Origin of the sequence: Jeotgalicoccus sp. ATCC 8456 (assembly GCF_016313225.1) — a bacterium.
Taxonomy (GTDB): domain Bacteria; phylum Bacillota; class Bacilli; order Staphylococcales; family Salinicoccaceae; genus Jeotgalicoccus; species Jeotgalicoccus marinus.
In genome coordinates, this window is the sequence record NZ_CP066224.1 from 1132523 (window position 1) to 1151034 (window position 18512).

20 protein-coding genes are annotated in these 18512 nt (G+C 36.4%); 11 read left to right on the forward strand and 9 right to left on the reverse strand.

The genetic code is table 11. From position 1 onward, the window contains the following. The first annotated feature begins 22 nt into the window (after positions 1-22). Entirely contained in the window at positions 23-304 is a 282-nt protein-coding gene (locus tag JEM45_RS05760; protein WP_026866950.1) for a hypothetical protein, read from the forward strand. 156 nt (positions 305-460) lie between these two features. Here the strand turns inward: JEM45_RS05760 and JEM45_RS05765 are convergent, their stop codons facing one another. Then, the gene (locus JEM45_RS05765) at positions 461-1096 is read right to left on the reverse strand and encodes a DsbA family oxidoreductase (RefSeq protein ID WP_026866951.1); all 636 of its coding nucleotides are present in this window, start codon (positions 1094-1096) and stop codon (positions 461-463) included. Between the two features lie 170 nt (positions 1097-1266). Between JEM45_RS05765 and JEM45_RS05770 the strand changes: the two genes are divergently transcribed. The 6 genes from JEM45_RS05770 to JEM45_RS05795 all read left to right on the forward strand — a co-directional run bounded on the left by JEM45_RS05770 (position 1267) and on the right by JEM45_RS05795 (position 6704). Further along, positions 1267-2250 (forward strand): oxygen-dependent tRNA uridine(34) hydroxylase TrhO, encoded by a 984-nt coding sequence (locus tag JEM45_RS05770; RefSeq protein WP_166626221.1) that lies wholly within the window; start codon positions 1267-1269, stop codon positions 2248-2250. 164 nt (positions 2251-2414) lie between these two features. Continuing rightward, the gene (locus JEM45_RS05775; RefSeq protein ID WP_166626220.1) at positions 2415-3416 is read left to right on the forward strand and encodes an MsnO8 family LLM class oxidoreductase; all 1002 of its coding nucleotides are present in this window, start codon (positions 2415-2417) and stop codon (positions 3414-3416) included. Then, a complete protein-coding gene (locus tag JEM45_RS05780) occupies positions 3413-4723 on the forward strand; it encodes an LLM class flavin-dependent oxidoreductase (protein ID WP_198687080.1) in 1311 nt (436 codons plus the stop codon). Before JEM45_RS05775 ends, JEM45_RS05780 begins: the two co-directional genes overlap by 4 nt. A 117-nt stretch (positions 4724-4840) precedes the next feature. Then, on the forward strand, positions 4841-5029 hold the full coding sequence (locus JEM45_RS05785; protein ID WP_026866954.1) for a hypothetical protein: 189 nt from the start codon (positions 4841-4843) through the stop codon (positions 5027-5029). Positions 5030-5050: 21 nt separating this feature from the next. Continuing rightward, positions 5051-5716, forward strand: a complete 666-nt coding sequence (locus JEM45_RS05790; protein WP_198687081.1) for a response regulator transcription factor — start codon at positions 5051-5053, stop codon at positions 5714-5716. Next, positions 5706-6704 carry a sensor histidine kinase gene (locus JEM45_RS05795; protein ID WP_198687082.1) on the forward strand — a complete coding sequence of 333 codons (999 nt, stop codon included), beginning with the start codon at positions 5706-5708 and terminating at the stop codon, positions 6702-6704. Before JEM45_RS05790 ends, JEM45_RS05795 begins: the two co-directional genes overlap by 11 nt. A 352-nt stretch (positions 6705-7056) precedes the next feature. On the opposite strand, the gene JEM45_RS05800 is transcribed toward JEM45_RS05795, so the two are convergent. From JEM45_RS05800 to JEM45_RS05830, 7 genes are all read right to left on the reverse strand, one after another. Further along, complete coding sequence (locus JEM45_RS05800) at positions 7057-7977, reverse strand: LysM peptidoglycan-binding domain-containing protein (RefSeq protein ID WP_026866957.1); 921 nt, start codon at positions 7975-7977, stop codon at positions 7057-7059. Positions 7978-8254: 277 nt separating this feature from the next. After that, positions 8255-9652, reverse strand: coding sequence for a GntP family permease (locus JEM45_RS05805; RefSeq protein WP_026866958.1), 1398 nt, complete (start codon positions 9650-9652; stop codon positions 8255-8257). Between the two features lie 77 nt (positions 9653-9729). Next, positions 9730-10728 (reverse strand): 4-hydroxythreonine-4-phosphate dehydrogenase PdxA, encoded by a 999-nt coding sequence (gene pdxA / locus JEM45_RS05810; protein ID WP_198687083.1) that lies wholly within the window; start codon positions 10726-10728, stop codon positions 9730-9732. A 12-nt stretch (positions 10729-10740) separates the two neighbouring features. Next, positions 10741-11061 (reverse strand): nucleotide-binding domain containing protein, encoded by a 321-nt coding sequence (locus tag JEM45_RS05815; protein WP_198687967.1) that lies wholly within the window; start codon positions 11059-11061, stop codon positions 10741-10743. Further along, positions 11058-12023 carry a four-carbon acid sugar kinase family protein gene (locus JEM45_RS05820; protein ID WP_198687084.1) on the reverse strand — a complete coding sequence of 322 codons (966 nt, stop codon included), beginning with the start codon at positions 12021-12023 and terminating at the stop codon, positions 11058-11060. The genes JEM45_RS05815 and JEM45_RS05820 overlap by 4 nt, the downstream gene beginning before the upstream one ends. Positions 12024-12035: 12 nt before the next feature. Next, entirely contained in the window at positions 12036-12785 is a 750-nt protein-coding gene (locus JEM45_RS05825; RefSeq protein WP_051220517.1) for a DeoR/GlpR family DNA-binding transcription regulator, read from the reverse strand. Positions 12786-12914: 129 nt separating this feature from the next. Next, positions 12915-13325 carry a hypothetical protein gene (locus JEM45_RS05830; RefSeq protein WP_026866962.1) on the reverse strand — a complete coding sequence of 137 codons (411 nt, stop codon included), beginning with the start codon at positions 13323-13325 and terminating at the stop codon, positions 12915-12917. A 123-nt stretch (positions 13326-13448) separates the two neighbouring features. On the opposite strand from JEM45_RS05830, the gene ybaK reads away from it, so the two are divergent. Beyond that, positions 13449-13904 carry a Cys-tRNA(Pro) deacylase gene (gene ybaK / locus JEM45_RS05835; protein WP_370545419.1) on the forward strand — a complete coding sequence of 152 codons (456 nt, stop codon included), beginning with the start codon at positions 13449-13451 and terminating at the stop codon, positions 13902-13904. Positions 13905-14148: 244 nt separating this feature from the next. On the opposite strand, the gene JEM45_RS05840 is transcribed toward ybaK, so the two are convergent. After that, positions 14149-16272, reverse strand: a complete 2124-nt coding sequence (locus JEM45_RS05840) for an ATP-dependent Clp protease ATP-binding subunit (protein WP_198687086.1) — start codon at positions 16270-16272, stop codon at positions 14149-14151. Positions 16273-16557: 285 nt separating this feature from the next. On the opposite strand from JEM45_RS05840, the gene JEM45_RS05845 reads away from it, so the two are divergent. Genes JEM45_RS05845 through JEM45_RS05855 form a run of 3 tightly spaced genes read left to right on the forward strand, consistent with a single transcriptional unit; the run spans position 16558 to position 18488 of the window. Continuing rightward, positions 16558-16926: a GntR family transcriptional regulator gene (locus JEM45_RS05845; protein ID WP_026866965.1), complete on the forward strand. Its 369-nt coding sequence runs from the start codon at positions 16558-16560 to the stop codon at positions 16924-16926. Further along, positions 16919-17800: an ABC transporter ATP-binding protein gene (locus JEM45_RS05850; protein ID WP_198687087.1), complete on the forward strand. Its 882-nt coding sequence runs from the start codon at positions 16919-16921 to the stop codon at positions 17798-17800. Before JEM45_RS05845 ends, JEM45_RS05850 begins: the two co-directional genes overlap by 8 nt. Next, the gene (locus JEM45_RS05855; protein ID WP_026866967.1) at positions 17787-18488 is read left to right on the forward strand and encodes a hypothetical protein; all 702 of its coding nucleotides are present in this window, start codon (positions 17787-17789) and stop codon (positions 18486-18488) included. The genes JEM45_RS05850 and JEM45_RS05855 overlap by 14 nt, the downstream gene beginning before the upstream one ends. Positions 18489-18512: the final 24 nt, after the last annotated feature.

Here is an 18512-nt window from a genome sequence, read left to right on the forward strand (position 1 = left end):
CTAAAATGTAAGGGGTTTTATAATGTTCAAATTTGATAAGAACACCGTCCCATATCATGTGACAAATATGATATTTTATGTTCTGACTTTAGTTGTTGTTGGCTTAATCTACTACTTTGCATTCTTACCACCATTATTAGAAGTTACAACAGGAGAATTCTTCCAAAACTTCGGTATGCGTCAAGTTGGCGGATCAGTCTTCTTCTTAATTCTAGTCATCGTACCATTTGTACTAGTAGCTGCTGCAGGCTATCACTTATATAGACTGATTAAACCTGCACCAAAAGTATCAACAGACTTTTAAGATTATATATACCATGGGGATGGGAGAAAACCTGAGCTTATGTAAGCTCAGGTTTTTTTGTGTTGTTTGTTTTTCGAAATGGAGAACCAATAGTACATCAGCTTCGTTTTGCTTTCGAAGCGGAGCACCACCACACACCGACAACTACACTTCCAACTATTTTTGTAAGGTCTTTTTAAAGGCGATTAGATAGTGCTCAACTTCTCTAGCACCAGCAATGGCAAATTTGTCATCAAATATATAATAAGGTAACGTCTTCACCTGATTCACTTTAGCTAGATTAAAATCTCCAATGACTTCTTCTAAATAGATACTTGGATCATTCAGTAATTCTTCGACTTTATCTTGTTCAAGTCCTGTTTTGACACCAATATTCAATAGCACTTCTTGATCGCTAACATTCTCCCCTTTAGAAAAATAGCTCTCATAGAGTGCATCTAAAACTACACTACCTTTGCCATTTTCCTTGGCTAATTTCAACAATCTGTGTGCATTTCTTGTATTTGCAGGTACTACTTTATCCATATTAAACTCAATACCAACTTTTTCACCTGCTTCAACTATACGGTCCACCATGTCATAAATCTCATCTAATGGTTTTTGGTGTTTATCGGCAAGGGATTGATAAATATCAACTTTTGGTGCTTTGGATGCTTGATTATCCAACTCATAGCTTAGATAATTCAAACCTATCTCTTCTGAGTTTTCAAATTCCGCTTTTGCCTGTTCAATATTTTTCTTTCCTATGTAGCAAAAAGGACATGCAATATCTGTATAAATTTTAACTTCCATAATCTCACTCCTAGTTAACATCAATTTTACCATACATTTATTCAAGACTTTAAAGTTTCACTTTCCTGTAGTAAATTTTTCACAAAAATTGCCTAAAATCTGGTACAATATTGTCTGTAAAACTATCAGGTGTATCCTGCAAATATATTATTGATAGGTGGAAAATGAAAATGGAATATCGTGTTTTACTGTACTACCACTATGTTGATGTGGAAGATCCGGAAACGTTTGCTGCTGAGCACTTACGTTTTTGTAAAGATTTAGGCTTAAAAGGCCGTATTTTAGTTGCGCATGAAGGAATTAACGGGACTGTTTCAGGTGATATTGAACAGACTGAACGTTACATGGAATACATGAAAGCTCATCCACTGTTTAAAGATATCGTCTTTAAAATTGATGAAGCAGATGGCCATGCCTTTAAGAAAATGTTTGTACGTCCGAGACCTGAACTTGTTAATTTAAGTTTAGACAAGGACATCGATCCTCGTGAACAAACGGGTGAATATTTAAGCCCTGCTGAATTTTATGAGGAGATGCAAAAAGAAGATACTGTCGTATTAGATGTAAGAAATATATATGAATATGATGTCGGCCACTTCCGTGGTGCGATCAAGCCAGATGTAGAAACGTTTAGAGATACTCCGGAATGGGTTCGAAATAATAGACATCTATTTGAAGGTAAGAAAATTTTAACCTACTGCACAGGTGGAATTCGCTGTGAGAAATTCTCTGGTTGGTTAAAGGAAGAAGGTTTTGACAATGTTGCACAACTTCATGGTGGTGTAGCAACTTATTCTAAGGATCCAGTAGCTAAAGGTCAGCTATGGGATGGTCAAATGTATGTCTTCGATGAAAGACTTACTGTCCCAATTAACCAAGTTGAACATGTTGTTGTTGGTAAAGATCACTACGACGGGACACCATGTGAACGCTATATCAATTGTGCGAATCCAGAATGTAATGCACAAATTTTAGCCTCAGAGGAAAACCAAGCATATCACTTAGGTGGTTGCTCTATGGAATGTGCTGAGCACCCTCGTAACCGTTATATTGTTGAACATAATCTGTCATCAGAGTTTGTACAATCACGAATAGAAGAATTAAAACAAACAGACTTTAGTAAAACAGAACCGATGCTAAGCCATAAGGGCTAAGTATTTCGCCCGGAAATCTATTTAAGATTTCCGGGCTTTTTTATGCATAATACCAGGTTCATTACTAGGAATTAATTGTTGAATAATTCTAAATTCATGTTATGATTACTGTTAATTCATAGTTTGCCACTAGGATAATTTACATGTTATCGGAGGGAAAAAATATGCAATTTAGTATCTTGAACCAAAGTCCACTTTTAGAAAATCATAATATACAGGAGTCACTTGCTCATACAACCGAACTTGCGAAAAAAGCAGATGACTTAGGTTATCGTCGTTATTTCGTTTCAGAACACCATAATATGGATCATATTATTGGAACGTCTCCTGAAATCCTTGTTACCCACCTACTGAGTCAGACAAAGCGCATTAAGGTCGGTGCAGGTGGAGTCATGTTATCTCATCACAACCCGTTTCATGTTGCAGAACAATTTCAACTCATTAGTCATCTCGCACCAGAGCGTGTTGATCTTGGTGTTGGTAAAGCTCCAGGAGGCACTCCATTAGCTACACAGGCCCTACAAGAAGAATTAAAAGATGATATTGGAACTTTCAACGATCGTTTCTTAAAGTTGAAGTCTTATATCGACGGGACTCATGACAATGCTCATAGTCTACAAATTTCCTTAGACACAAAATCAAGTCGCCCGAGCATCTTCCTCCTTGGTGGTAGTCCTGATTCTGCTCAGTTTGCTGCTAAAAACAAGGCGAACTTTATCTTTGCACATTTTATTAAAAATGACCCAGATCTTTTAAAAGAAGTGGTTAATGTATATAGAAAGCATTATCCAGAAGGTGAAATTATCGTCGCCCTGTCAGTCTTAGCCGTAGATAACGAAGAAGATAAAGCACTGTTAAGAAAAGAAAACGAACTTTATACCATTACTTTTCAAAGCGGGAAAACTCTAACTGTTATCAATCAAAAGCAAGTTAATGACTTTATTAAAAATACTGATGAAAAAGTAGAAGTTAATAAAAAAGAAGCAGATATGATTATTGGGAACAAAGAAGAAATACTAGCAGCTTTAAATAAATTGAGCCAGGATATAGAAATTAATGAGTTCATGTTCCATCTCCCAACTAGTCGTAGTGAAATTAGAGACTATACTATAGAAACGCTTGCTCCAAACCAGTTAAGACAAACAGAAAAGGCAGGGATAATATGAGTAAGAAAGTAAAATTTGGCGTAATGTTAAATGGTCCAGGTGGACATATGAATGCTTGGCGCAGTGAAGATGTTCCAGCAGATGCAAGCATCAACTTCGATTATTTAAAAACTGTAACCCAAAAGGCTGAAAATGCTGCATTTTCTTTTATATTTGTAGCAGATGGTTTATATATAAATGAAAAATCCATTCCTCATTTCTTAAGCCGTTTTGAACCCCTAACATTACTAGCAGCTTTGGCTCCAATTACTTCAAAAATCGGCCTAGTCGGTACAGTCTCAACTTCATATAGTGAACCTTATACTATCGCCAGACAACTGATGTCGATTGACCATGTATCAGGTGGGCGTGCTGGGTGGAATGTTGTCACTTCCCCTCTAGAAGGCAGTGCCAACAATTTCAGTAATGACAAGCATCCCGAGCACAGTTTACGCTATGATATAGCAGACGAACATCTAAGATCAGTTCAAGGGCTCTGGGATTCATATGAAGATGATGCCTTTACGAGAGACAAAGAAAGTGGACAGTATTTCGATAATAACAAGATGCATGAGTTAAATTTTGAAGGGGATTTCTTCAATATTGCAGGTCCTTTAAATATCGAACGTTTCCCTCAGGGGCAACCCATTATATTCCAAGCTGGCGCGTCACCAAAAGGTTCCGCCTTTGCTGCCCGCCACGCAGATGCGGTATTTACAAATGCAAGTACACTAGAACATGCCAAAGAGACTTATAAACAACTGAAACAAAAAGCTGTCGATAGTGGTAGAAATACGGAAGAAATTAAAATTTTCCCCACCCTACAACCTATAGTCGGTAAGGACCATGAAGAGGTTCGTTCACGTTATGAATACATTAAAAACCTAGTAACAATTGAAGAAGCCCTCGCCTATTTAGGACGCTACTTCGACCACCACGACTTCAGTCAATACGATGTTGATGCTCCGTTCCCAGAGCTTGGTGATGTCGGCAAAAACAGCTTTAGATCCACGACAGATGAAATTAAAAAGCGCGCTAAAGAAAATAATTTAACACTTCGACAAGTTGCAATGGAAGAAACGACGAGAGAAAGTGCCTTTATGGGTACCTATGAAGAGATTGCCGATCAAATTATTGAGTGGATCGATCACGGTGCAGCAGACGGTTTCGTTTTAATCCCTCATGTCTTTGGTGAAATATTTGAAGACTTTATTAATAAGGTGATTCCAATCCTTGTAAAACGCGGCTACTATGATAATGAATACAGTGGTCAAACACTCCGCGATGAGCTTGGTTTAAAATTTAAAGAGAATAGATATCAGCAGTAATAATTCAAGCTATGTAATCCTTGATTAGGATTACATAGCTTTTTTCTCCTTATTCATAAATTTTTCAGAACTGATTTATATACTCACAGTATAGAAATTTTGAAAGGAGAAAATATGATGGAAATTTTACTAATGATCATTGTTTACCTCATGATTATTTCATTTTTTATAACTGTGGGGTTATTAGTCCTAGAAATATTAATGAAGGGACCTAAAGAGAGAAAGTTTACTTATGTAAATGTATTTGGAGTGGTGACTTTCATTAGTTTAATCGCCTTCCTCATTCTAGTAAACTTATATCTATAGCAACAGAAAAGAGGTTTACAAATGAAAGATTTCAATATTTTAATCGTAGAAGATGATATCAGTTCTGCTGAAAATTTAAAGAAGATATTAGTCCAACAAGGGGCTAGGGTATCATTAAATCATACTGGTGAACATGTCTTAGAACAACTCACAGATGTCCACCTTATTTTATTAGATATCATGTTGCCATATGACGACGGTTTATCGATTGCTGATTATATTCATCAGCATGTCGATATTCCAATTATTTTTCTAACAGCAAGGAACGATATGGATAGTAAGATTACAGGCTTACGTGCAGGTGATGACTACATTACTAAACCCTTTCATCCGACCGAGTTAATTTCTAGAATTAACAACATTTTAGGTCGCTTTTACGATAAAACACAGACAACACTATTCAACTTGACTATAGATCCATACAAATTTGAAGTATTTGACAAGGAAGATAACGAAATTCAGTTTACCAAAATTGAAAAACGGCTGTTCTTTTACTTATTTTCTAACATCGGTTCAACACTAACAAAAGAACAGATTCTACAATATGTTTGGCCAGATGGTGATACCTACGATAATTCCTTGAATGTTTATATTAAAAAGATTAGACAAAAAATCAATGATCACGACAACATGATTATTTCTACAATTCATGGAATAGGTTATAGGATGAATGCTCATGAAAAATAAGAATTTAAGCTACAAATTTTATGTCATCATGTCTTTGTCTATAGCTGCCATTCCAGTGGTTTTTATCGTGTTGTCTTATGCGATGTTCTTCACTCACCTTGGCATTACCTCATTATTTAATATCGATAATCATTTTTCCGGTAGTGTACTGACCACTTATTTTTATATAGTCTTTTTTGGCATTCTATTTGGATTAATGTTTATTGCTGCTAAATACTTTAAGAAAATTATCCATCGTATCAATACAATGGAACAGACGGTCAGAAAAATTGCAGAAGATGATGCATTTCCTGAAAAACTCGCAGTCATTGAAGAAAGTGAAGATGAGTTGAATAAGCTTGCTGCATCAATCAATACCATGATCGACAGACTAAGAGCAAAAGAAATGGAACTATCACAGATGGAAGATTTGAAACGTGAATATTTAAAACAGTTATCTCATGATATTAACACACCATTAAATGCTCTAAATCTTGAATTATATTTGTATAGTCAAAATCATAATGTATCAAAAGAAGAGGTAGATGTACTCTATCAAAAAGTTGATTACATTAGTAAACTGGTGAATTCTATATCAAGTGAAGCATTATTTGATATCGATAACTACTATATTTTTAAAGAAGATATTTCAGTCCATAAGTCTTTAAAACAAACCATTAACAAGTGGTCATATTTACTAAACAAAAATAATATAGAATATACAATTGACGTGCAAAAAAATCTGATATGGCAAGCCAATGAACTGTGGCTGGACCGATTATTTGAAAACATCATCTCTAATATTTTCAAACATTCAGCTACGAATCAGATTGTAATAACTGTTGGTGATACTTTAATAATTAAAGACTACGGCGTTGGTTTTGAAATTGATAGAGATCATGAAACAACAGGTCTTTCAGTAATCAAAAATATTTGTCAGAAGCTTAATATTCAATTGGATATTGAGTCAACAAATGCGGGCACAGCTTATCGATTATCACAGGAATAAATGTAGACGTTAACTACAGGGTAAATGGTAATCGTTTTGTGTTCTAGTTACAGGTATACCATTACATCAGATTCGTTTTGTTTTCGAAGCGGAGCTACGCCATTACTTCAGCTTCGTTTTTATTTCGAAGCGGAGCACCACCATCACGTCAGCTTCGTTTTGTTTTCGAAGCGGAGCTATACCATTACATCAGTTTCGTTTTGTTTTCGAAGCGAAGCTACACCATTACGTCAGCTTCGTTTTGTTTTCGAAGCTCATCTAACAACATTTCGTCTCACCCAATCCTACTTAAACTAACAAAAAAGACTTGGATCTTAAAGGATCCAAGTCTTTTCTCTTCATATTAATATTATTAGAATCTGTAGTAACCGTCAACGTGACCATGTACGTATGATACTGCACGCTCGCCAACGCCTTCTGAAGGGTTAAGTGCATCTACCATTTGGCCATTACCAATGTAAACACCTACGTGTGAGTAGTTGTTAAAGAATACTAGGTCACCTGGTTGTGGGTTAGATACTTGTGTACCTGCTGCTTGCTGACCATAAGTTGTTCTAGGAATATCTTTACCATTGAATGCTTTCATGAACTGCTGAGTGAATGCTGAGCAGTCTACTGCTGTTGCAGAGTTTCCACCCCATACGTAGCTCTTACCTGCTGCTACTGAGTGCGCAACTGATGCTGCGTTTCCACCTGATACTTCTGGTGCAGGTGCTGGAGCTGGTTCTGAAACTTCTTCAGATTCTTCTACTTCTTCAGATTCTTCAACTTCTTCTACATCTTGAACTTCAGGAGTTTCTTCAACTTCCTCAACTTCTACTTCTTCAACAGCAGGTGCTGATGTTTCTTCTACAGCTGGAGCTTCTTCAGCTGCTTCTGAACCACCTGCAACGTTGATTGTTTTCCCAACGAAGATTAGGTCTGATGTAAGGTTGTTCCACTCTTGTAGGTCAGAAACTGATACGTCAAATTGGTTAGCGATTGCGAATAAAGTATCGCCTGCTTCAATTGTATATGTAGTCGCGTCTGAGCTTACTTCTTCAGCCGGTGCTGCTGGAGCTTCTCCATCGATCTTAAGAACGTCACCAGGGAAGATGATGTCTGAAGTTAAGTTGTTTAATGATTTAACTTCCTCAACTGTTTTACCAGCTTCACTAGATAAACTCCAAAGTGTATCTCCTGAATCTACCGTTACTTCTGATGCAGATATGTTAGCTGCAGCCACTGCTGATAATGCTGTAAGTGATGCTGCAGAAATAATAGTTTTTTTCATTGATAAAGCCTCCGTAATTTGGATGTATTTTTTAAATTCGCGTCACGTGCGATTTCCATGAGTCCTACTATAGCACATGATATTGCTAATTTGTCCTTTGTAACCAACTTGTAATTAAAGTGAAAAATCGCAGAACATTCACATTCTCAAAAATATGTTTTTCCGTCCTAAAATAATATATAAAAATAGCTAGAAGCCTTGTATATCAAGGTTCTAGCTATTAAGTGTGTATTTTTGCTTCTGAAGCATGTAAGATAACGTAATTTGACTGTAATAATTAGTAGAAAACTAAATCGATGATTACCAGTGTAATACCAGCTGTTAACCAACCTAATGTTGTTGGTACAGACCATACCATAATTTGCTCTTTAATCTTAGTAATTCCAAGCATTCTATTAACTACCCAGAATAAACTGTCGTTGAAGTATGAGAAGACCATAGCACCAAAGGCAGCAGCCTGTGCAGCTAAAACTGGATCTAATCCCATATTAGAAACGATAGGTGCAGCGATAGATGCTGCCGTAATCATTGCAACAGTTCCGCTGCCTTGAACAAGCCTTACAAATGTTGCGATAAGGAAAGGAATGAGTATTGCAGGGACACTCCATGTTGCGACTTGTTCAGCAATGACTTGACCTGTGCCCCCAATACGTAATACTTCACCTAAGGCACCACCAGCACCTGTAACCAGTAGAATAATACCAGCGGATTTTACACCTTCTTCAAGTTCATTTAGAGTCTCGTCTTTAGTAAAATCTTTCGTTAAGAACACAAGCGCATAAATTAAACCTAGACCAACCGCGATGATTGGATTACCTAAGAAAGTAATATAATTCATTACTGTGTCAGATAGGTTGATGACACCCCCATCTTGCAAAGCATTCATTCCTGTATTACCAAAAATTAATACCAAAGGAATTAAAATAGGTAAAAACGATTTAAAGAATGATGGTAAGTTTTCCTCTCTGACAGTCGCCGCTTGTTCAAACTCTTTAAATGCTTCTTTGGCAGTCGGTCTATAATAACCGTCTCCATCTTCTTCAGGTAATTGATAAATTCTCTTACCTAACCATTTTGCATATAGGACACCGACAATAATAACTGGAAAAGAAACAACCAGTCCAATAATCACCATCATCCCGACATCCGCTCCGAAAATTCCGGCTACGCCTAGAGGACCTGGTGTGGGTGGTACTGCATGGTGCGTGGCAGCAAGTCCAATTGCTAAAGCAACACCAAGCGTCACAACAGACTTACCTGTTTGACGTGATAATGCCTTAACTAGAGGTTGTAAAATTACAAAAGCAGAGTCTACGAATATTGGAATTGCTACAATATAACCACTGATTGCGATTGCCCACTCCTCTTTTTTACGTCCTATAAACTTAATCATTGTATAAGCTAACTTTTCAGCTGCACCTGATATTTCCATGATTTTCCCCATCATGATACCTAGTCCAATAATAATACCAATCGAAGCGAGCGTTGAACCAAAGCCTGCTGAGATTGTTTCAATTGTATCTGTCGGAGACATGCCTCCGATAACACCTGTCAAAATTGCAGCAATTAACAGTGACGCAAAGACGTGAATACGGGTTTTAAGCACTAAAAATATTAACAGTACAATTCCGATAACTAAACCGACTATCATCTGAGTTGTAGAAACATCCGTCATTTAAATTTCCTCCATCTAAAACATAAAACGTTTTCACTTTTATGTATTTATAAATGGGCGGTTATCCCGCCCATTACTTATCTTTTAAACGTAAGCGCATATTCTCCCGCAAGTTTAATACATTCTTCCATACTTTCACTTGAAGCGATATTTTGACCAGCAATATCAAATGCTGTTCCATGGTCTACTGAACTTCTTAAGAACTGTAAGCCATTTGTAATAGAAATTGTTTTGTGGAAATCTGTCATCTTAGCAGCAATGTGTCCTTGGTCATGGTAAAGAGAAATTACTGCATCATAACGCCCATTTAAAGCTTGGAAAAAGACAGAATCAGCTGGTACTGGACCTACAACATCAAAGCCGTCTTCTTGAGCCAGTTTAATTCCCGGTGTAATTTCATCGATTTCTTCATTACCAAATAATCCGCCCTCACCACTGTGTGGGTTAAGACCAGCAACTGCTAATTTTGGTTCTTCAACACCAAGTTTAATTAGTGCGTCATAAGAACGTTTAACGTAGTCCTGAACACGTTCTTTAGTCATTTGATCAATGGCCTGTTTGATAGATAAATGTCTAGTTAAGAAGAAGATACGTAGGCTTCTCACTTGGAACATTGTTAAAGGATCATGTGAGTTTGTTAATTCTTCAAGCATTTCTGTGTGACCGATATATGGTACTTCAGCTGCTTTAAGAGATTCTTTATTTATTGGTGTCGTTGCAAGTGCATCGACTTTTTTATCCATCGCTAATTTGATTGCATATTCAATATATTCAAATGCAGCTTTACCGCACTGAGCTTGTACTTGACCGTATTCAAAAGTAGACATATCTACATTATCTAGGTCGATTAAGTTAATCACATTATTTGAAAAATCCGCTTGCGAAACTTCATCAATTACATTAATTGAGATATCTGTATTCGTAATTTCAATCGCTTTTTCAATTACTTTCTTATCTCCAATTACTACGGAATTTGCCGCTTCTAATACCTCTTTGTTAGTAAATGATTTAACTGTAATTTCAGGTCCGATCCCTGCTGGATCTCCCATTGGTACTGCAATAATTGCTTTAGACATACATAATTCCTCCTATTTTGATTTTAAATATTGGATGGCTTCATATAATGTTTCTCTGTTTCCAATCATGCCACCCTTAGTAATCAGTGGCAGACCTTCATATTCACCGCCAAGTAAATGACCGTAAGCAATCAGTGGTCCTACTTCATCGATAAGTTTAATACCACTCGCTAAAGTAATACTTGCTAATGATGCGGTCACATCGCCACCGCTGACGTAACACCCTTTAATTTCATAGCTGGATTCATCAATAAGACGTTTGGTAATTGTGGCGAGTCCATCAGTGATGCGTTTAGCTACTCTATCTGGTGTGACACCATTGACAGCAGCTATTTTTTAATATCAATAATCACTAAATTCTCTTTGTTGGTTGTAATCACTGTCACTTCATTATCTTCCATACGTTTCTTAGCTTTTTTAACACATTTCTGAACCTCGTCGTGCCAATTGTGATCAAAGGTTGCAAGTTTTGTTATATCCGGTATTACCGGTTTAATCTTAAGTCTATCGATTAAGTAAACTAGTTGTTTTTCTGATACTTTAGTCGCTGATCCTACGGTCACAATTATCTTTCTATCATCACCGATTTGATTGGCCCTATACTTCGCATAGAGCGAAGTAAAGGGTCCTGGATCAATCGGAACAAGCTTATGACCCTTATATTGGCTGAGTGCCTCAGCAATAAATTCAATATCATTATTCGTGACCGCATCTAACACAACAATCTTGTTTCCTTTTTCTATAACGCTTTTAAAAGATTCTAAGAAAGTTTCACAGTCTTCAGACATATCATTTATGGTCATTACACCCACTTGATGCTCTGTTTGTGCACTAATGATCTCAGGTACATATGATGAAGTAATCGGTGTAATTGGATCATTGGCCGCATCTGTTCTATGTAAAGGCAGACTATCAACAATTAAGTACCCACCAACTGTAATCCGTCCTGAATCAGGAAATGACGGTACAACAACTCCGATGGTTTCTTCACCGACCGTTTCTAAGATCATATCAATTTCCTTACCGACATTTCCTCTTAAAGTAGAGTCCACTCGTTTTGCTAAAATATCCGCACCCCAGTGCTTCAATTTAGTTAAGGATCCACCGACTCTATGATCTAAAACTCTTTCACTCGCATATCTACTATCAGTGTCAATGACAATGACATCAGTATTTTCATCATTCAATAAGTCATTGTAATGAAAATACGTTGCAGGATGAAAGCCGTTTTCGCTCAATCGGACACCCGTCGCATTCGCGCCAGTTAAATCATCCGCAATAATTCCTACCTTCACTGCCTTACCTCCTTAAATGACTGTCGTTGCCGACTGCAGGCTTTTTCTTATTTCTTCATCTAGAGAATCGTCAGTAATAATACCTGTAAAGTCATTTAAATCGCATATTTTAGCGAATGCTGTGTGATTGAATTTACTGGAATCGACAACAAGATAAGATGTCTGCCCACATTCCACCATCAATCGTTTAACTTTCGCTTTTTCTATTGTTGGTGCATATATGCCTTCATAAACATCAATTGCTTGTGTACCTACAAAAGATACACTCACCTTTATTGAGTTCAGCATATCTACTGTCTGGGCACCATACATGGACCCAACATTCGTTTGAACTTGACCGCCTAAAATAATGACTTCGTGTTGACTATCAATTAATTCCGCGGCCGCTTTTATATCATTTGTTACAATTCTAACTTTGAAATCTACGCTTTTAAGTCGTTTACAAATTTCTAGTGTCGTAGTACCAGCATCGAGTAAGATTGTTTCATCTGGATGAATGAATTCTAATGCTTTCTTTGCAATCAACCTTTTCTCTTCGATATTAACCAACTGTTTTTTTACAAATGGGACTTCGTTCAAGAAAGAGTCCTTAAGCAAGATCGCATTAGAAGTACGGATGACTTGTTCATTTTCTTCAAGTTCCTTTAAATCTCGACGTACTGTCATTTCAGACACTGACAATTCCTCAGCTAGCATTTCAATCGTTACTTCACTAAACTCCGCTACCCGACTTAAAATATATTGCTGTCTTTTAGATTTCATCACCATCACCTTTAAATTAATTATATTGTTCAAATCTAACAAAGTAAATAATAAAATGTGAATAATTAACAAAATATATTTCCTATTGTTATTTTTCAACAAAAATAAGACACTCCTCTATGAAGTGTCCTATTTCTTCAATGTCACTTTGTGTGCTTTTAGCCAAACTTCAATCTCTTTCATTCTATCTGTGTCACCCGCTTTTTTTGCTGCTTGATATTCTGCCAACTTATCCGTTACCTCATTTTGTACACCTTTTGAAACTTGTCTATTCCTGTCCTTCTCTATATCTTCTTCATATATGCGCTCGACTTTGAAGGTTAAAAACAGAGCAACAAGTCCAAAAATTACAGCAAGACCAATCGGTGAAACATTGGCAATATTGTTTAAGGTAGTTGTCTCTATAACATTTTTCGATAAAAATCCAGCAACTTCTGGGGTCACAAAACCAATAGCCATACCAATAATTACCTTGATCGGATCAAAATGATATTTCTTTTTTATAGGCGTTCTTTCATCTTCTTGGGATTTTAAAAACATAGGCATCTCCTCGTCGAATCTTCAAATCTATTATACTAGAAAAGATATGATATGCTAAGCGCTAAGATAACAATACGGAGGTATGACATCTTGAAGAAAAAGAAAGTTCAAAAGACGAATGCTATGAGACAGTTAGATAAAGAGAAAATCCCTTATTTAATTCACGAATATGCTTGGTCAGAGGACCATAAAGATACTGATCGTTCAGTCGACACACTTGAAGTGTCAGAACAAATAATATTTAAGACGCTTGTAGCAGTTGGTAATATCACAGGGCCAATTGTTGCTTGTATTCCAGCCAAAAAAGAATTGGATTTAAAGGCACTGGCAAGGGAAAGTGGTAATAAGAAAGTAGACATGTTGCATATGAAGGACTTGGAGAAAACGACCGGTTATATTAGAGGCGGTTGCTCACCTATTGGTATGAAGAAAAACTTTCCTACCTTTATTGCTATTGAAGCTAAGTCACTTGATAAGATGGTTGTATCTGCTGGTAAAAGAGGAATGCAGGTCGAAGTGACACCTAATGATTTACTGAGCATTACTAATGGATCACTCGTAGATATAACTGATAAATGATTTGGTTACTAAATTAAAATAGAACAACAAAAAAAGGGGCTGGGACAAAAACTCTGAATATATAGGGAAATAATAAATTATAATAGAAAAGCCGAACGTTAGACTTCTAGGGGAATAGCATCTGCGTGAGACTACAGGCTCACGCGATGCCTTAAGAATTGCTAACGTCCGGCTTATTATATGAAGGGAATTGTTTTGTCCCAACCCTTTTTCAATATTTAAAATTTCAGTTTTCTGCGCTTCCTTATGCTTTAGATACGACAATCTCACCATTTTTAATGTGCGCTCTGACTTGTTCTAAACCATCCGATTCTAATATTAAATCAGTAAGTTGGTCTTCAATTCTATCTTGAATCACCCTTCTCAATGGTCTAGCACCAAAGCGTTTATCGTAACCGAGGCTCACTAATTTTTTCTTAGCGTCTTCAGTTACAGTGATGTTAATATCATTTTCCTTAAGTGTCTCTGATAGCTCATTAAGCATTAAATCAGTAATTTCCATCAGATTTTCTTCGGACAATTCATTGAAGTTAATAATTACATCAAATCTGTTTAAGAATTCAGGTTTGAAGTAATCACTTAAGTTCTCAAGTGTCGTTACTGACTCATGTTGATTCGCATTAAATCCAACACTAGCGTTGTTATCTCCTGTACCAGCGTTACTTGTCATGATGATTACTGTTTCTTTAAAGCTAACAGTACGACCATGAGAATCAGTAAGCTGACCATCCTCCATAATTTGAAGGAACATATTTTGTACATCAGGGTGTGCCTTTTCAATTTCATCTAAAAGAATAATTGTATAAGGATTGTGACGTACTTTTTCTGTTAGTTGTCCTGCTTCTTCGTGACCAACGTAACCTGGAGGTGAACCGATAATTTTAGAGACAGCATGTTTTTCCATGTACTCAGACATATCTAATCTAATCATAGAGTCTCTTGTACCGAAAATTTTCTCAGCTAATGCTTTGGTTAATTCCGTTTTACCAACACCAGTTGGGCCAACGAATAGGAAGGAACCTATTGGACGATATTTAGATTTTAGTCCAGCACGGCTTCTTCTGACCGCTTTCGCTACCTTATCTACCGCTTGTTCTTGCCCAATTACTTTAGAACTAAGATTTTCACTCAGATGTCTCATCTGATTTTGTTCTTCTGCTTGTATTTTTGTTACAGGAATACCTGTTTTCTCTTCTACAATTAATTGAATATCTGTGACATCAACATCTAAAGTCTTTTGTTCATCCTCTGCTGCATCTAGTTGTTTTTGTAGTTGTAATTCTTGATATTTTAAGTGTGCTGCAGTTTCATAGTCTTCTTGTTCAGCAGCTTCATCTTTTTCTTTAGCAATTTTGTCTAATTTTTGTTTAATAGACTCCGTATCATTTTCAGCATTAGACAGGTTGAGTCGTGCACCGACTTCATCCATTAAGTCAATTGCCTTATCTGGTAAGAAACGATCTTGAATATATCTATTAGATAAGTTAACAAATGCTTCAATTGCATCATCAGAGTAATTGACCTCATGGAATTTTTCATAGCGATCTTTAATACCTTTAAGGATTAATACAGATTCTTCTAAACTTGGTTCTTTAACAATGATTGGCTGTAAACGACGCTCAAGCGCTGCATCTTTTTCAATTTGACGATATTCTTTTAGCGTTGTTGCACCGATGATCTGTAGTTCACCTCGTGCAAGTGCTGGTTTTAGAATGTTACCAGCATCCATTTGTGAACTTTCAGCAGAACCCGCTCCAACGATTTGGTGAATTTCATCTATAAATAAGATGACCTCTTTTCGTTCTTTCAATTCAGAGATTAACTGCTTCATACGTTCTTCAAACTGTCCACGCATAGAAGTGTTCGCGACTAGTGATGCGACATCTAAAACATAAATTTCTTTGTCCATCAACTTCGTAGGAACGTTGCCCTCAACAATTTTAAGTGCTAAGCCTTCAGCAATGGCAGTTTTACCAACACCAGGTTCACCGATGAGTACAGGGTTGTTTTTATTTCTTCTATTAAGTGTTTCAATGACACGTTTAACTTCTTTGTCACGACCAATTACAGGATCAATTTTCCCAGCTCTCGCCTCGTCGGAAATATTATTACCTAATTGATCTAAAAGTCCGTCTCTATTGCTTTCTTCTCTTGTTCTAGTGCTCGTTGCACTGTTTCCTTGTCCGTTAAAGTATTTATTGTTATTCATTGCATTATTTTGACCTTTAAAGAAATCGTTAGAGTTCATCATTTGTCCTTGGATTTCTTGGAAACAGCTGTCACATAAATGAACCTGCATTTTTTGGTTATTAAAATTCATTGCAAGGTTAACATTTGCTTCGTTAATACTACAATTTTGACATTTCATGTGTGTTTCCTCCTTTTAAAAGTGTTTCAATCATAGTTCGTTTTGACTTTGACTATATTTGACTATGTTTATAGTATAAAGCCTGATATCAGTGACTTCAAATTATGTGCTTATCAAATTTATAATCATACCGAGAAGTTTGACTATCTTTGACTTATGATTTTATTATACATTGACCTTGTTTGACTTTCAAGTTTTTTATACTTTTTCTTTACAAAATCTATCTTCGTATGTATAGTTGATTACACAACTAATCAACCACTCATCAAAAGGAGGTCTTCATGTGTGAAAGCAGTACTAGATGACTCAAAACCTATATTCCAACAAATACACGAAATGATAGAGGACGACATAATTGAAGGTGAACTCCAAGAAGGTGACCAAATCCCCTCAACGACGGAGATTTCGAAATTCTATCAAGTTAACCGTGCAACTGCACAGAAAGGTCTCACTGTCCTTGTTGAAGAAGGATATGCTTATAAACAACGTGGTCTCGGTATATTCGTCTCTAAAGATGCCCGGTCTAAATTATTAGAGAAGAGAAAAAATGAATTTAGAAAGCAATATATTAAACCTATGTTAGAAGAATCTAAACGCTTAGATATGGGGCTTGATGAAGTGATTAAGTTTTTAAAGGAGGATAATAATGATTAATTTAGACAATGTCGCATTTGCTTATGACAACAAATATATTTTAAAAGATATCAATCTTATAGAAAATAATCCGGTCATTATTGGTTTATGGGGAAGGAATGGTTCTGGTAAAACAACCCTTATGAAACTATTGTCAGGTTTAGAACACCCGACTTCTGGCACGGTCCATGTCGATGGTGAAATACCTTACAATAATATTGAAGCGATGAACCATGTTGCATTTATGCAAGAAGACCACCCTTATAGTGACTTGTGGAATGTTAATGACGCCTTAAACTACGCATCAAATTTTAATGATAAGTGGGATCAAGCTTTAGCTGATCAATTAATAGAAATTTTTCAACTTCCAAGAAAGAAAAAAATTCGTAAATTTTCTAAAGGTATGAAGACGATGTTAACTATCGCAATCGGACTCGCGAGTAAAGCACCCGTAACAATTTTCGATGAGCCATCAAACGGTTTAGATGCGCATATGAGAAAGCAATTCTACGATATCCTACTCGATTCATTTGAAGAAGATCCAAGGGTGATTCTCTTATCAACACACCATATTGAAGAAGTTGAACCACTGTGTGAAAAAATTGCAATTATAGATAACAATACGCTTCTAACCTATCAGGATACGGAATCACTTAAGACACGTGGTGTTCACTTAAGCGGTACAAGTGATGCTGTGAATGCTATTGCAGAACAGTACACAATTTCAGAAGAACGAAAGCTCGGCAAACAGCTCAACGTTATGATTGATGCACCGTATACAGAAGCATTAAAGCAAGAAGCTTTTTCTCACGGTGTTTCTATAGAAAAAGCTCCCTTCCAAGATTATCTAGTCAATTTAACTAAAAAGGAGGCAAAATTACATGCACACGCTTAATGGTCCTTTTAAAATCGTCGCAAAAGAAACTGGCATAACATTTTATATTAGTATTTTTGTTACAGTCGCCATTTTTGCTCTCTTTATTTTTTTAAGCTCGTTATCATCTGGCGCTAATAGTGTTGGCGCACTTTTCGGTCCCTTTTATATAGTGTTTCTGACACTGCCATTTATATTCTTTAAAGCGTATCGATTCATACTCGGCTTAGGCGGAACTAGAACTCAGTTTGTGTTATCAGCTTACCTATCAAGCATTTTATTTATAATAGCTGCATCAGTCGTACTGACTTTATTACACTTTATAGGGACAAATTTATTCGAGGATTCTTATTCTGTGTTTCACATGGCAGACATTTTAACTGACGCAAATATATTTATGTACTTTTGGATAGATTTCCTATGGCTATTCATTCTATTTGGTATCGGAATGTTTGCACAAGTTATCAATTTTAATATGGGAACAATGCGAACATTGATACTGCTTGGCCTAGTTATACTCGCTTCAATTTCAATCTACTTCTATATTGATTTTGGACCACTGTTTGAATTCATCATGACAGACTACACATTATTCATTCATATACTTGCAGGCGGATCACTAATCCTACTCGTCCTGTCATACTTCATGATGAGAAATGCGCCATTAGAACGTGGAGATCGTAAAATCGTTAAACCTTCAATTAAATAGTAAGATAAAATCCGTACATGTAGT

Excerpts from the sequence above, each read along its gene's own strand:
- JEM45_RS05760 (WP_026866950.1), top strand. The coding sequence starts at position 23 with ATGTTCAAATTTGATAAGAACACCGTCCCATATCATGTGACAAATATG.
- JEM45_RS05765 (WP_026866951.1), bottom strand. The coding sequence starts at position 1,096 with ATGGAAGTTAAAATTTATACAGATATTGCATGTCCTTTTTGCTACATA.
- JEM45_RS05770 (WP_166626221.1), top strand. The coding sequence starts at position 1,267 with ATGGAATATCGTGTTTTACTGTACTACCACTATGTTGATGTGGAAGAT.
- JEM45_RS05775 (WP_166626220.1), top strand. The coding sequence starts at position 2,415 with ATGCAATTTAGTATCTTGAACCAAAGTCCACTTTTAGAAAATCATAAT.
- JEM45_RS05780 (WP_198687080.1), top strand. The coding sequence starts at position 3,413 with ATGAGTAAGAAAGTAAAATTTGGCGTAATGTTAAATGGTCCAGGTGGA.
- JEM45_RS05785 (WP_026866954.1), top strand. The coding sequence starts at position 4,841 with ATGGAAATTTTACTAATGATCATTGTTTACCTCATGATTATTTCATTT.
- JEM45_RS05790 (WP_198687081.1), top strand. The coding sequence starts at position 5,051 with ATGAAAGATTTCAATATTTTAATCGTAGAAGATGATATCAGTTCTGCT.
- JEM45_RS05795 (WP_198687082.1), top strand. The coding sequence starts at position 5,706 with ATGAAAAATAAGAATTTAAGCTACAAATTTTATGTCATCATGTCTTTG.
- JEM45_RS05800 (WP_026866957.1), bottom strand. The coding sequence starts at position 7,977 with ATGAAAAAAACTATTATTTCTGCAGCATCACTTACAGCATTATCAGCA.
- JEM45_RS05805 (WP_026866958.1), bottom strand. The coding sequence starts at position 9,652 with ATGACGGATGTTTCTACAACTCAGATGATAGTCGGTTTAGTTATCGGA.
- pdxA (WP_198687083.1), bottom strand. The coding sequence starts at position 10,728 with ATGTCTAAAGCAATTATTGCAGTACCAATGGGAGATCCAGCAGGGATC.
- JEM45_RS05825 (WP_051220517.1), bottom strand. The coding sequence starts at position 12,785 with ATGAAATCTAAAAGACAGCAATATATTTTAAGTCGGGTAGCGGAGTTT.
- JEM45_RS05830 (WP_026866962.1), bottom strand. The coding sequence starts at position 13,325 with ATGTTTTTAAAATCCCAAGAAGATGAAAGAACGCCTATAAAAAAGAAA.
- ybaK (WP_370545419.1), top strand. The coding sequence starts at position 13,449 with ATGAGACAGTTAGATAAAGAGAAAATCCCTTATTTAATTCACGAATAT.
- JEM45_RS05840 (WP_198687086.1), bottom strand. The coding sequence starts at position 16,272 with ATGAAATGTCAAAATTGTAGTATTAACGAAGCAAATGTTAACCTTGCA.
- JEM45_RS05850 (WP_198687087.1), top strand. The coding sequence starts at position 16,919 with ATGATTAATTTAGACAATGTCGCATTTGCTTATGACAACAAATATATT.
- JEM45_RS05855 (WP_026866967.1), top strand. The coding sequence starts at position 17,787 with ATGCACACGCTTAATGGTCCTTTTAAAATCGTCGCAAAAGAAACTGGC.